We start from the raw sequence: 13,352 nt of genomic DNA, 5'->3' as shown, positions 1-13,352 counted from the left end.
AAGCCCCCAAGCCCGGCCCGGATTCAGTCGAACCAGGGGTCCAGTCCGTGCAGGGGAAACACTTCCTTGCGGGTGGCCATGATGGTGCGGTCCACCTCGTCGTTGGGGTCGAAACCCACTTCCCAGGACCGCCACCAGAGGTCCACGTCGTCGCCCATCGTCTCGGGGGGCTCCACGCCGAACCTGGCGCCATATTTGTCTTTGACGTAGTTGCGCCAATCCTCCGGAACCGGGGTGCGCAGCGGCACCGGGCGGCCGGCGGCGATGGCTATGAGGTGGCTCCAGGACCGCGGCACCACGCTGACCACGTTGTAGCCGCCGCCCCCGGTGGAAATCCACCGGTTCTCGCAGTAGCGTGCGGCGAGGTTTCCTATCGCCGTGGCGGCCTCGCGCTGGCCGTCCACGCTGATGTTCAGGTGGGTGAGCGGGTCAAGCCGGTGCGAGTCGCAGCCGTGCTGGCTGACGATCACTTCCGGTTCGAACGCGCCAATGAGCTGGGGCACGACGGCGTGAAAGGCCCGCAGCCACCCGGCGTCGACGGTGCCGGCCGGGAGGGCGACGTTCACGGCGCTGCCCTGCGCGTTCGGTCCGCCGATCTCGTTGGCAAACCCGGTGCCCGGGAAGAGGGTCAGTCCGGATTCGTGCAGCGAAATGGTCAGGACGCGCGGATCGTCCCAGAAGATGCTTTGCGTGCCGTCGCCGTGGTGCGCATCGACGTCGACGTAGGCCACCCGCCGGACGCCGCCGTCGAGCAGCCGCTGGACCGCGAGGGCGGCGTCGTTGTAGATGCAAAAACCGCTCGCGCGGTCCCGGGAGGCGTGGTGCATCCCGCCGCCGAAGTTCACGGCCCGCACGGCGCTGCCGTCCAGGACAGCTGCGGCCGCCAGCAGGGAGCCGCCGGCCAGCCGGGCACTGGCTTCGTGCATGCCGGCAAAAGCGGGGTCATCCTCGGTTCCGAGACCCCTGGCGTGGTCGGACGTGTCCGGGTTTGCGCTCACGCGCCGCACGGCGGCCACAAACTCCGGGCTGTGGACCGCGCCCAGCTCCGCGTCGGTGGCGACGTCCGGAGCCGCTACCGTGACGTGGTCCAGATCCAGCAGTCCAAGGCTGCCGGCCAGCTTCGCTGTGAGCTCCATGCGCTCCGGCGCCATCGGGTGGGAGTGGCCAAAGTTGTAGGCAGTCATGGCTGGGGCCCACACCACCGTCGTTGGCAGCGCGGTCTGAGCGAGTCCGGGCAGGAATGTCATCAATCACAGGCTACCCGAGCGGTCCCCGGCTTCCCGCGCGCGCACGGGCGTTCCCCCGGCCATTACCCGGTGTTTAGTGGTTTACTACTTGGGGAAGAAGTTTCAACCGAGGAAGAACATGACGCAAAGCCAGTCGAGGTCCACGAGCCCGGCCAGCTGGCAGCCAGGCATGCCGGAGCGGGAAGGCCTGTGGATCTTCACACGCCTGCGCGACTTCATTGACAGCATCGCGAACAGCTCACCCGCCCGCCTGGCGCTCTCGGCGTTCGGCGTCGTGATTCTGGTCTTCACCGCTTTGCTCTCGCTGCCCATGGCTTCCGCGACGGGACAAGTCACACCACTGCATCAGGCGTTCTTCACCGCGGCGTCCGCTGTCTGCGTCACGGGACTGACCGTGGTCTCCACCGCTGTGCACTGGTCCTTCTTCGGCCAGCTCGTAATCCTGGTCGGCATTTTCGTGGGCGGCCTGGGCACCTTGACCCTCGCGTCGCTGCTGGCGCTCATGGTCAGCAAGAGACTCGGTGTCCGCGGCAAGCTGATCGCCCAGGAGGCCATGAATGCCGGCCGGCTTGGCGAAGTCGGTACGCTGCTCCGGATCGTGATTGTGACCTCCGTGGTGATCGAGGCCGCCCTGGCCGTGACCCTGATCCCCCGCTTCCTGGTCCTCGGGGAGGGCTTCCCGCAGGCCGTCTGGCACGGGGTCTTCTATGCCATTTCATCGTTCAACAACGCCGGATTCACGCCGCATTCGGACGGAATCGTGCCGTACGAAACTGATCTCTGGATCCTCGTCCCGTTGATGCTCGGGGTATTCCTGGGCAGCCTGGGCTTCCCGGTGGTCATGGTGCTGCACCAGAACGGGCTCCGGTGGAAGAAATGGAACCTCCACACCAAGCTGACCATCCAGGTGTCCTTCATTCTCCTGGCCGCCGGCACGGTCCTCTGGGGCTTCCTGGAGTGGGACAACCTGCGCACCATCGGGGACATGGACCTCGGCGACAAGATCACGCATGCGCTCTTTGCCTCAGTCATGTTGCGCTCCGGCGGCTTCAACCTCGTGGACCAGAACCACATGGAGTCCACCACCATGTTGCTCTCCGATGCCCTCATGTTCGCCGGCGGAGGTTCCGCATCCACGGCCGGCGGCATCAAGGTCACCACCATCGCCGTAATGTTCCTGGCGATCACCGCCGAGGCCCGCGGCGACGCGGACGTGAAGATCTACGGCCGCACCATCCCCGAGGGCACCATGCGCGTGGCCATCTCGGTGATCGTCGCCGGCGCCACCCTCGTCTCGGTCTCGGCCCTCCTGCTCCTGCATATCAGCCATGCATCCCTGGACCGGGTCCTGTTTGAAACCATTTCCGCCTTCGCCACCGTGGGCCTCAGCACCAACCTCAGTGCAGAGTTGCCGCCGGAGGGGGTCTACGTCCTCGCTTTGCTCATGTTCGCCGGGCGCGTCGGGACGGTCACCCTTGCCGCCGGCCTGGCCCTGCGCCAGCGCAGCCAGCTGTACCACTACCCGGAAGAGAGACCGATCATTGGCTAGTTCCTCAGGCGCCGTCAACCGCCCCGCCCACAACGCCCCCGTGCTGGTGATCGGGCTGGGCCGTTTTGGTGCATCCACCGCAGAACAGCTGGTCAAGCAGGGCCGGGAGGTCCTGGCCATTGAACGCGACCGCGCCCTCGTCCAGAAGTGGGCGAGCGTCCTGACGCACGTGGTGGAAGCCGACGCCACCAACATCGATGCCCTCCGCCAGCTCGGCGCCCAGGAATTCAGTTCCGCCGTCGTGGGCGTGGGCACCTCGATCGAATCCTCCGTGCTGATCACGGTGAACCTCGTGGACCTGGGAATCGAACACCTCTGGGTCAAGGCGATCACGCCCTCGCACGGCAAGATCCTCACCCGCATCGGCGCCAACCACGTCATCTACCCGGAGGCCGACGCCGGTGTCCGCGCCGCGCACCTGGTCTCCGGGCGCATGCTGGACTTCATCGAGTTTGACGACGACTTCGCGATCGTCAAGATGTACCCGCCGCGCGAGACCGTGGGCTTCACCCTCGATGAGTCCAAGGTCCGGTCCAAGTACGGCGTCACGATTGTGGGCGTGAAGTCCCCGGGCGAGGACTTCACCTACGCACGGCCGGAAACCAAGGTTTCTTCGCGGGACATGCTCATCGTTTCGGGCCACGTGGACCTGCTCGAACGGTTCGCTGCCCGCCCGTAGGCCGCAACCGGAGCCTGCGGCTCCAGGGCTGCGGCTCCAGGGCTGCGGCTCCGGGGCCCGCCCGGGCCGGCTCAGGCGAGCTGTCGGGTGATTTCCGCGGCGCGCTCAGCCGCCGCGCGGGCGCCGTCGGCAATGATGGCCGGCAGTCCGCGCTCGTCAAAGGTGGCGATGGCCCGTTCCGTGGTGCCGTTCGGGCTCGTGACCGCCTTGCGCAATGCGGCAGGATCCGCGCCGGGCTCAGCCAACATGAAGCCCGCCCCGGCGACGGTCTCGCGGGCCAGCAACAGCGACAGCTCCGGGTCCAGGCCCAGTCGTGCCCCGGCCTCGGCCATGGCCTCCGCCAGGTAGAAGGCGTAGGCCGGGCCCGAGCCGCTGATCGCGGAGAGGGCGTCCACCTGCTCTTCCGGGATCTCCACGACCGTGCCGGCGGCTGCGAGGATGTCCTTGGCGCGCTGGAGCTGCCCGGCGGAGCAGCTGGTCCCGGGCGAGACGGAGACCACGCCGCGGCCCAGCTTCGCCGGCGTGTTCGGCATCGTGCGGATGACGGGCTGGCCGGCCGGCAGCGCCGCCTCCAGCTGCTCCAGTGACACGGCGGCCGCAACGCTGATGACGATCGTGCCCGGTGAAAGGGACCCGCTGATTTCCCGGGCCAGGTCCGCGATCCCCACGGGTTTTACGCCCAGGATCACGACGGCGGAGCCGGTGGCGGCCTGTTTATTGTTGTCCGGCTCTTCTTCGCCCGCGATGGCGGTGATCCCGGGGTGGCGCTGGGCCAGCTCGGCCGCGCGCCCGGCCCGGCGGACGGTTGCGACAATGTCGCCCGGGTCGACGCCGCCGTCGATCAGCCCCGCCATAATTGCCTCGTTCATTGACCCACAGCCCAGGAATGCGATTCGGTTGCTCATGTCCCCATCATTGCAGTCTGACGTGATTCCCAGCCAGCTCCCACCTTCAGCGCAGTCAGCGCACAACTTTGGAACCTAACGTTGTAACTACCTCATTGAGGGTGCGAGTGATGCAGCAGGCATGCGGATGCCTGCGCGGCACCGGTGGTTGCAGCGGGTTTTCCCATTTTCCCGCAGCGGACCGCCGGTGCCTTTGCCGTTTAAAGCCCCCGCGGCGGAGCCGGCCACCATCCAGGGGACGCCGTCGGATTGCCAGCGAACACACAGGGAAAACTCGCTGCGCACCCATGATCGCCCATTACCTTGGAAAGTGCCTCAACAGGTGCGAGTGATGATAGCCGGTTCCCCCGGAGCCGGCGGTGCGCCGGGCGATTTGCAGCAGAGTTCCCCCAAGTCCTGCTCCAGATCGCCCGGCCCTACTCTTTTAACCGGCGCGAACGGGCCCGCCACGGGGCGCGGCCCGGCCCAGGTTTCCAGCCGTCTGCTTTCTACCCGTCTGCGGCCCCGACGAACACCGGGCTGCGGAGCTTGCCTTCCAGGAACCGGCGTTCCGCGGCGCTGCCGGCAAGCGCCAGCGCCCGCCTGTAGCCTTCGGCGGCCTCCGGATAGCGGCGCAGCCGCACCAGGAAGTCGGCGCGGACGGCGTGGAAGAGGTAGTAGGTGTCCAGTCCCAGGCCCTCGACCGCCGCCAGCCCGGCAACGGGCCCGTGGAGCTCTGCCAGGGCCACGGCGCGGTTCAGCGCCACGACAGGACCCGGCACGACGGCCAGAAGCTGGTCATACAACTGCAGGATCTGCGCCCAGTCGGTGTCCCCGGCGGCCGCGGCGTCGCTGTGGACGGCGTTGATCGCCGCCTGGAGCTGATACGGTCCCGGCCGGTTCCGGCGCAGGCACCGGCGCACCAGCTCTCGGCCTTCGTCGGCCAGGGCGCTGTCCCAGTGCCCCCGGTCCTGGGCCGCGAGCAGCACCAGTCCCCCGTCGGGCGTGAATCGCGCCGCGCGGCGGGACTCGATGAGCAGCATCAGCGCCAGCAGTCCCGCCGCTTCCGGCTCGTCCGGCATCAGCGACGCCAACAGCCTGCCGAGCCGGATGGCTTCCGTGCAGAGCTCCGTACGTTCCGGGCCGTCGGCGGGGCCCGCGGTGTAGCCCTCGTTGAAGATGAGGTAGACCACCGCCAGCACCGATTGCAGCCGTTCGGGCAGGTCGGCGCCCTGCGGGACCCGGTATGGGACTTTGGCATCCCGGATTTTCGCTTTGGCCCGGACCAGCCGCTGCGCCATGGTCGCTTCCGGGACCAGGAAGGCCCTGGCGATTTCCGCCGTCGTCAATCCACCCAGAAGCCGCAGCGTCAGCGCCACCTGGGCGGACCCGGCCAGGGCAGGATGGCAGCAGGTGAAAATCAGCCGCAAAGTATCGTCGTCCACGTCCTCGACCCCTGACTGTTCCGCCAGGAACTGCTCTTCGGCGGCCGGCGCGGGTCCGGCCCCGGACCGCGCCGCCGCGAGCAGGGCCGCCTGTGCGTGCTTGTCCTCGCGTGAGGCTTCCCGCCGCAGCCGGTCAATCGCCCGGTGCCGTGCCGTCGTGATGATCCAGCCAGCCGGGCTGGGCGGGATGCCGGCCGAGGGCCAGTGCTGGACCGCCGCAGCAAAAGCATCCTGGACGGCGTCCTCGGCAATATCGATGTTCCCGAACGTCCGCGTCAGAACGGCTACGGCGCGCCCGTACTCGCGCCGGAACACCCGGGCGATGTCCGCCTCGGTCGCTGCCTCATGTCCACGGCGCTCACCCACACCAGCACCCCCGACGGCGGCTAGTGCTGGAACGGACGGACTTCGACGGGAAGTGTGGTGGCGCCGGCCAGCTTCCTTGCCCAGCCAAGGGCCGCGTCCAGATCCTCGGCCTCGATCACGGTGAATCCGCCGAGGTGCTCCTTGCCTTCGGTGAACGGCCCGTCGGTCACCAGGATCTCGCCACCGTTGGGCCGCAGGACTGTCGCGGACTCCGCCGGGTGGAGACCCGCGGCGAACACCCAGGCCCCCGCCGCCTGCATTTCATGGTTCAGGGCCGCCAGGTCACGCATGATGGGTTCGAGGAACTCAGGGTCCGGGGCAGGGCCGTCCGGCTGGTAAATGCTGAGCAGGTACTGCGTCATTTCGGGTGCCTCCTTGTCGAATCGGCCGGCGCCGTGCCGGCCTCTCAGCACTTACACGATCGAGGACGCTCCGGATCGACACAGTCTCGACACCCGCCGCTGGCCCAAGCCGTCTCAGAGAGCCTTTTCCGGCGACTGAAGCCGCGCCGGCGGTTGCTCTGCCACGTGCGGCGGGGGATCGATCGGCCCCTCAAACACCAGCTGGTCCAGGCGGCGGAGGATGAGTCCTTCACGCAGGGCCCACGGGCAGGTCACCATGCTGTCGAACTTGAACATTTCCAGTGCCGCTTCCGCGACGAGGGCGCCGGCGAGGACCTGCGGCGCGCGGGCCTCGGAGACGCCGGGCAGGTGGAGCCTGTCCCCTATCTCCATGGCCGAGATCCGCTGCGCCCAGAGCCCGAGGTCGAGGGCCAGCAGCTCCCGCTTGACGTAGGGCCCGGCGCCGCTGGGGGCGGCCCCGGCAATCCTGGCGAGGGACCGGAAAGTTTTGGATGTGCCCGCGACAAGGTTGGGCGGGCCCAGCTTCTCGAATTTGCGCACCGCGGGTTTGAGCGTGGAGCGGATGTAGCGGCGCAGCTCCTTGATGCTCTTGGCCGAGGGCGGGTCCTCGGGCAGCCAGTCGCGCGTCAGCCGGCTGGCGCCGAGCGGAACGGACATCGCCAGCTCGGGCAGCTCGTCCTGTCCGAGGGCCATCTCGAAGGAGCCGCCGCCGATGTCCAGGTTCAGGATGGGCCCGGCACCCCAGCCGTACCAGCGCCGGACGGCGAAGAAGGTCATGGACGCCTCTTCGCTGCCCGTGAGCTCCCGGAGGGTGACGGTGGTTTCATGTTTGACGCGGGCCAGGACGTCAGCGCCGTTGGTGGCCTCGCGGATGGCCGAGGTGCAGAACGCGAGGAGGTCGTCGGCTTTGTGCTTGGCCGCGAATTCCCACGCCTCGAGGACGAACTCGACCAGTTCATGCTGCCCGTCGTCGTCGATGTTGCCGTCGTCGTCGAGGTACTGCACGAGCGACAGCCGCCGCTTATGCGAGGCGTAGGGGACCGGGCGGGCGCCGGGATGGGCGTCGACCAGCAGGAGATGGACAGTGTTGGACCCGATGTCGAGGACGCCTAGACGCATGCTGCCATTATTCCCCCCACGGAGCGGCCGGCCTAGCTGCGACGGCGGTATTCGCGAAGAATACCGCCGTCGCAGTCTGGCCGATTACGGGCCTAAGCCGGGTCGGCGGAGCCGTCAGCGGGCTCGTCCGTTGGCTTGAAGTCGCGGCGGATGTTGGCCACGCCCTCCGGGTCGATTTCAAAACCGTAGGCGGCGCCGGGGTTGATCACCATGCCGAGCTCGGCGCCGAGGTTACCGATGATCGCGGCGCCCTGCGTGCCCAGCACGTTCGGGGCGGCGGCGAGATACTGCTCGGTGACGCGGCTCGGGTGCGAGAAAACGGCCAGAACGGGCTTGCCGGAGGAGTTGGCGAGGACCAGCGGCTCCACCTGCGAGTCGGGGCCCTCGAGGGCGTCGGAGCTGACCACATAGACCTCGTTGTTGAGGAAGGCCAGGATCACGTCCACCGGGTTGGCGTCCGGCTGCTCCCCCCGGGCGAGCTGCTCCTCGAGTTCGTTCAGCGGCTGGTTGTCCAGGTGTGCGGGCTGTTCAGTCATATTCCTACTCGATCACGTCCACGGCCGGTCCGCAAACGCGAAATCGCCGGAAACCTGCGGATTCGCCGGTATTTTCCGGCGAATCGGCAGGTTTCCGGCGATTTCGGCGTGCTGCCTACTTCTTGGCCGGGGCCTTCCGTGCGGGCGCCTTGCGGGCCGTCGTCGTGCGCTTGACCGGGCCCTTGGCCCGCTTCTCCGCGAGGAGTTCGACGGCCTGTTCCCGGGTCAGCTCCTCGACCGAGGTGCTGCGCGGGACGGTGATGTTGGTGACGCCGTCGGTGATATACGGGCCGAACCGGCCTTCCTTCACCACGATGTTCTTCTCCGAGACCGGGTCCGGTCCGAATTCGGCCAGCGGCGGCACGGCGGCACGGGCGCCGCGCTGCTTGGGCTGCGAGTAGATCTCCAGCGCCGCCTCGAGCGTGATCGTGAAGATCTCCTCTTCGGAGCCGATGGAGCGGGAGTCCGTGCCCTTCTTCAGGTACGGGCCGAACCGGCCGTTCTGCACCGTGATCGGGTTGCCGTCGGCGTCCTGGCCAAGCACGCGGGGCAGGCTCATGAGCTGCAGCGCCTCGTCCAGCGTGATGGTGTCCACGCTCATGGACGCGAACAGGGACCCGGTGCGCGGCTTGGCCTTGACGGGCTTCTTCGGCGGCTTGGGCTTGCCGTTCTTGTAGTACTCAACGGGCTGGTTGGCCAGCTGTTCCTCGGTCATCTCCGGGATGATCTCGGTGACGTAGGCGCCGTAGCGGCCGTTCTTGGCCACGATCGTGTGCCCGGTGTGCGGGTCCGCGCCGAGGACGCGCTCCTCCGGGGCAGCGGTCTCCATGAGTTCAACGGCTTTGGCGGCCGTGAGCTCGTCCGGGGCCAGGTCCTCGGGGACGTTGGCGCGGGCCGCCTCAACCACTTCGCCGGTCTCGGGATCCACCGTCGCGGTGGAGCTTTCCAGGTACGGGCCGAACTTGCCGACCCGGAGGGTGATCGCGTCCGTGATGGGGATGGAGTTGATCTCGCGGGCATCGATCTCGCCGAGGTTGTTCACGATGCTCAGCAGGCCGGGCTCGGAGTCCTCACCGAAGTAGAAGTGCTTGAGCCACGCGGGTCCGGCCGCCTGGCCGTTGGCGATCTTGTCCAGGTCCGCTTCCATGTCGGCCGTGAACTCGTAGTCCACGTAGTCGTGGAAGTGCTGTTCGAGCAGCCGGATCACGGAGAACGCGATCCAGCTCGGGACCAGCGCGGAGCCCTGCTTCCGGACGTAGCCGCGGTCCTGGATCGTGGAGATGGTGGAGGCATAGGTCGAGGGGCGGCCGATGCCCTTCTTTTCCAGCTCCGCAGTCAGCGAGGCTTCGGTGTAGCGCGGCGGCGGCGAGGTTTCGTGGCCGACGGCGACAATGTCGCTGGCAGTGAGCGCGTCGTCCTTGGCCACGTTGGGCAGCCGGCGTGCTTCCTCGGATTCGTCGTCGCCGCGGCTTTCGTCCTTGCCTTCTTCGTAGGCGGCGAGGAAGCCGGGGAAGGTGATGACGGTGCCCGACGCCGAGAATTCGGCGTCGCGGCGGTCGGCCGGGTCACCAACGGTAACGGCGCCGAGGCGGATCGTGGCGGTGGAGCCCTTGGCATCAGCCATCTGCGAGGCGACCGTGCGCTTCCAGATGAGCTCGTAGAGGCGGAATTCGTCGCCGGAGAGCTGCTGGGCCACCTGGGCCGGGGTACGGAAGGAGTCGCCGGCGGGACGGATGGCCTCGTGGGCTTCCTGCGCGTTCGCTGCCTTGCCGCTGTAGACCCGCGGCGACTGCGGCACGTACTCGGGGCCGTACAGCTCGGAGGCCTGGCGCCGGGCGGCCGTGACGGCCTCGTTGCTCAGCGCGGACGAGTCCGTACGCATATAGGTGATGTAGCCGTTTTCGTAGAGCCGCTGGGCCACCTGCATCGTGCTCTTCGAGGAGAAGCGCAGCTTGCGGCCGGCCTCCTGCTGCAGGGTGGAGGTGGTGAACGGCGCCGCCGGGCGGCGGGTGTACGGCTTGGTGTCGACGGAGCGGACGCGGAAGTCGGCGTCCTGCAGCCCCGCCGCGAGCGAGGTGGCGAGTTCCTCGTTGAGGTGGACGGCGTTGCGGGAGGTGAGTTCGCCGTTGTCGTTGAAGTCCCGGCCGCTGGCGACCTTGGCGCCGTCGACGGCGGCGAGTTTGGCTTTGAAGGAGCCGGAACCGGCGCCGAACTGGCCGGTGAGGTCCCAGTAGGAGGCAGCCTTGAAGGCCATCCGCTCGCGTTCGCGGTCCACCACCATGCGGGTGACGACGGACTGCACGCGGCCGGCGGAGAGGCCACGGGCCACCTTGCGCCACAGCACCGGGGAGATCTCATAGCCGTAGAGCCGGTCCAGGACGCGCCGGGTCTCCTGGGCGTCCACCAGGTCCTGGTCGACATCGCGCAGGTTGTCCATGGCGCGGTGGATGGCTTCCTTGGTGATTTCACCGAAGGTCATCCGGTAGACGGGAACCTTGGGCTTGAGCACTTCCAGCAGGTGCCACGCGATGGCCTCGCCCTCGCGGTCCCCATCGGTTGCGAGATAGAGAGCGTCGGCGTCTTTGAGCTGCGCCTTGAGCTCGGCGACCTTCTTCTTCTTGTCCGAGGACACCACGTAGTAAGGCTTGAAGTCGTTGTCGATGTCGACGGCGAATTTGCCCAGCGGGGTCTTCTTCAGTTCCGCGGGGAGCTCCGAGGGCTGCGGGAGGTCGCGGATGTGACCGATGGAGGCCTCGACAATGAAGCCTTCGCCGAGGTACTTGGCGATGGTCTTGCTCTTGGCTGGAGACTCCACAATCACGAGTTTCTTGCCGGTTTTGGCCTTGCTTGGCACGGTGCTCCTACAGAAAAAGGTGGCTCGGGCAGATGCGCCCATACCCGCCTAGTTCACCATATTTTGCAGAATCCCGCGCATCCGGCCGGAAATGACGGCCCGGCGGACGCGGCTTCCGGCCGCAATAGGGCCACGTGCCGGCCGGCCCCTGAGCGCACTCCGGATGCGGTTCAGCGCCGTGCCCGCGACCGGTTCAGGCCTTCCCGGCGGCGGCTCAGCCCTCCCCGGCGGCGGGCTTGACGGGGGCGGGTTTTGCGGCGGCGGGTTTTGCGGCGGCCGCCGGGCCGCGGTCGTCCGGAATCATCGACCACATCGTGGCCATGCGTTCGGCACCTTCGGGCAGGTGGTCCGGATCCTCGAGTTCGTAGTCCCGCAGCAGGTCGAAGATCCGCCGCGTCAGTTCGGCCCGCTGGTCCGGCGTCAGGTACAGCAGATTGCTGGCCAGTACTACCGAGGACGGCCCGTCGGCGGTATCGCCGCTCTCGCGCCGGGCGTTGCGGGCCGTGGCGTAGGCACGGACCCGGCGGCGGTAGGCGTCGAGCTCGAGGTCCAGGACGGCGAGCTCGGGGCTGGCCACTCCCCCCAGCGAGTGGATGGTGAAATCTGTACCGGCGGCCTGCCAGCGCCGCTCCCGGGCATCCCCCGCGGTGGCGGCGGGAATCACGATGCCCCACTTCTGCAGTGCCCGCAGGTGGTAGCTCATGGCACTGGGAGTCAGCCCGGTCTGCGCGGCAAGCTCGGTGGCCGTCCGGCTCACCTGCGTGGAATACAGCTCGGAAATGACCTCCAGCCGGGCGGCGTGGGCCAAGGCACGGATCGCCTTCGGGTCGGTGATTTCCACTTGCTTCTCCGGACGGTGCCGGCGCCTGGTGGCCGGCGGAGCCATTGACTCCGCCGTCGGGGTTTCTGCGTTCACTCCTCCAGTGTATCCAGCCCCGCCAAACTATGAAAGAAATGCTTGACATTTGTTTTGCCGCCGGACTAGGTTCCTTTTTATGAAACATACACTTCATAAATTGCCGGCATCCGCAGCCGGCGTGCCGCCCCTGTGGCGCAACCGCGACTTCCTGATTGCCGGCACCGCCCGGTTCGTGGCGACGGCGGGGATGGGCGCCGTCGTCGTCAGCGTGATGCTGCATCTGCAGAACGCGGCCGCCGCCGGCGAAACTCCTGTCGCCGGGCCCTGGCTCGTGGCCGCGTACCTGCTGTGCTCAGCGCTGCCGCTGGTCCTCCTGGCCCCGTGGGCCGGCCGGCTCGCCGACACCATGGATTCGCGCACGCTGGCGACGGCGAGTTCGGCGGTCAGCGCCGCCGCCGTCGCCGGCATGGGGCTTGGCATGCAGTACCTGGAGAACTATCTGCCCGTGCTGTTTGCCATGACGTTCCTGCTCGACGCGGCCCAGTCCGTGGCCAGCCCCACCTGGCAGGCCCTGCTGCCGCGGATCGTCGGAGAGGACCGCACCCCCCGGGCCATGGGGACCATGCAGGCGACCATCATGATCGCGGGGATGGCAGGACCCGCCGCGGGCGGCCTGCTCAGCGGCTGGGGCGGGACCGGGCTGGTGTCCACCGTGGCCAGCGGCTGCTACGTCGCCATGGGGCTGGGCGCGCTGCTGATCCGGACCCGTCGCGGCACGGCGGCCGAACGTGCCGGCCAGGCGAAGCCCGCGCTGCTGGACGGGCTGCGCCTGATCCGCCGGGACAGCCTGGTCTGGGCCCTGGTCGTGGGGGCGATGTTCTTCATCGTCGTCGGCGAAGCCACCAACGTGCTCGAGGTGTTCCTGGCCCGCAACGAGCTTGGCGCCACCGAAATCCAGTACGGCCTCCTGTCCGCAGCCTTCGGCCTCGGCATGGCGGCCGGGGCCGCGATGGCCGGCAGGATCAGGACGCCGCGGGTCCGCCTGCGCGTGCTGCTGGCCGCCATGACCGGAGCCTCGGCGTGCCTGGTCCTCACCGGGATGGTCCCGAGCGTGGAACTGCTTTTTGCGGCCTACACAGGGACGGGAGTGGCCTGCGGCGTCCTGAACGCCTGTTTCGGGGCCATCGCGATCCTGCGGATTCCGGAAAGCGGGCGCGGCCAGGCGATGGCGATTGTCGGCGGGATGACGCGTGCCGTCTCCATTGGCGCGCTGGCCCTGGGCGGTCTCCTGGGCGCCCTGGTGCCGGTCCGCGTCAGCTTCGTGCTCACCGGCGCCGTCGGGGCCCTGGTGGCCCTCGCCCTCACGGCGTACGTCCTGCCGCGGTTCGGCCGGGAGGACTCCGCCGCCAACACTCCAGCGGCGGCCAAGGCGGCGGCCGGGGCAGCGGCGTA

Annotated in this window: 10 protein-coding genes and 1 pseudogene; 3 read left to right on the top strand and 8 right to left on the bottom strand. The window is 68.3% G+C overall.

Features of this window, described 5'->3' with window-relative positions; genetic code table 11:
• Positions 1-23: 23 nt before the first annotated feature.
• Positions 24-1,247 carry an acetoin utilization protein AcuC gene (locus tag AC1DFR_RS05160; RefSeq protein WP_476855537.1) on the bottom strand — a complete coding sequence of 408 codons (1,224 nt, stop codon included), beginning with the start codon at positions 1,245-1,247 and terminating at the stop codon, positions 24-26.
• Between the two features lie 118 nt (positions 1,248-1,365).
• On the opposite strand from AC1DFR_RS05160, the gene AC1DFR_RS05155 reads away from it, so the two are divergent.
• Both AC1DFR_RS05155 and AC1DFR_RS05150 read left to right on the top strand, forming a co-directional pair.
• Positions 1,366-2,796, top strand: coding sequence for a TrkH family potassium uptake protein (locus tag AC1DFR_RS05155; protein WP_223913623.1), 1,431 nt, complete (start codon positions 1,366-1,368; stop codon positions 2,794-2,796).
• Positions 2,797-2,836: 40 nt separating this feature from the next.
• The gene (locus AC1DFR_RS05150; RefSeq protein ID WP_374208249.1) at positions 2,837-3,475 is read left to right on the top strand and encodes a potassium channel family protein; all 639 of its coding nucleotides are present in this window, start codon (positions 2,837-2,839) and stop codon (positions 3,473-3,475) included.
• Between the two features lie 71 nt (positions 3,476-3,546).
• Here AC1DFR_RS05150 and proC read toward each other — a convergent pair whose 3' ends face one another.
• From proC to AC1DFR_RS05115, 7 genes are all read right to left on the bottom strand, one after another.
• Positions 3,547-4,380, bottom strand: coding sequence for a pyrroline-5-carboxylate reductase (proC, locus tag AC1DFR_RS05145; protein ID WP_476850224.1), 834 nt, complete (start codon positions 4,378-4,380; stop codon positions 3,547-3,549).
• A gap of 488 nt (positions 4,381-4,868) precedes the next feature.
• Complete coding sequence (locus tag AC1DFR_RS05140) at positions 4,869-6,170, bottom strand: RNA polymerase sigma factor (protein WP_476872887.1); 1,302 nt, start codon at positions 6,168-6,170, stop codon at positions 4,869-4,871.
• A gap of 20 nt (positions 6,171-6,190) precedes the next feature.
• Complete coding sequence (locus AC1DFR_RS05135) at positions 6,191-6,532, bottom strand: YciI family protein (protein ID WP_028277719.1); 342 nt, start codon at positions 6,530-6,532, stop codon at positions 6,191-6,193.
• 114 nt (positions 6,533-6,646) lie between these two features.
• Positions 6,647-7,651: a Ppx/GppA family phosphatase gene (locus tag AC1DFR_RS05130; protein ID WP_476850226.1), complete on the bottom strand. Its 1,005-nt coding sequence runs from the start codon at positions 7,649-7,651 to the stop codon at positions 6,647-6,649.
• Between the two features lie 92 nt (positions 7,652-7,743).
• Complete coding sequence (locus tag AC1DFR_RS05125; protein ID WP_476850227.1) at positions 7,744-8,187, bottom strand: SseB family protein; 444 nt, start codon at positions 8,185-8,187, stop codon at positions 7,744-7,746.
• Between the two features lie 115 nt (positions 8,188-8,302).
• Entirely contained in the window at positions 8,303-11,041 is a 2,739-nt protein-coding gene (gene topA / locus AC1DFR_RS05120) for a type I DNA topoisomerase (RefSeq protein WP_476872886.1), read from the bottom strand.
• Between the two features lie 214 nt (positions 11,042-11,255).
• Positions 11,256-11,957 (bottom strand): ArsR/SmtB family transcription factor, encoded by a 702-nt coding sequence (locus tag AC1DFR_RS05115; RefSeq protein ID WP_476850229.1) that lies wholly within the window; start codon positions 11,955-11,957, stop codon positions 11,256-11,258.
• Positions 11,958-12,036: 79 nt separating this feature from the next.
• On the opposite strand from AC1DFR_RS05115, the pseudogene AC1DFR_RS05110 reads away from it, so the two are divergent.
• Positions 12,037-13,302, top strand: a pseudogene (locus AC1DFR_RS05110) (MFS transporter); the annotation flags it as partial.
• Positions 13,303-13,352: the final 50 nt, after the last annotated feature.

The organism is Arthrobacter sp. 05T410, from assembly GCF_056396505.1.
Note: the sequence above shows the minus strand (reverse complement) of the source record. Positions and strands in the feature narration are given on the sequence as shown.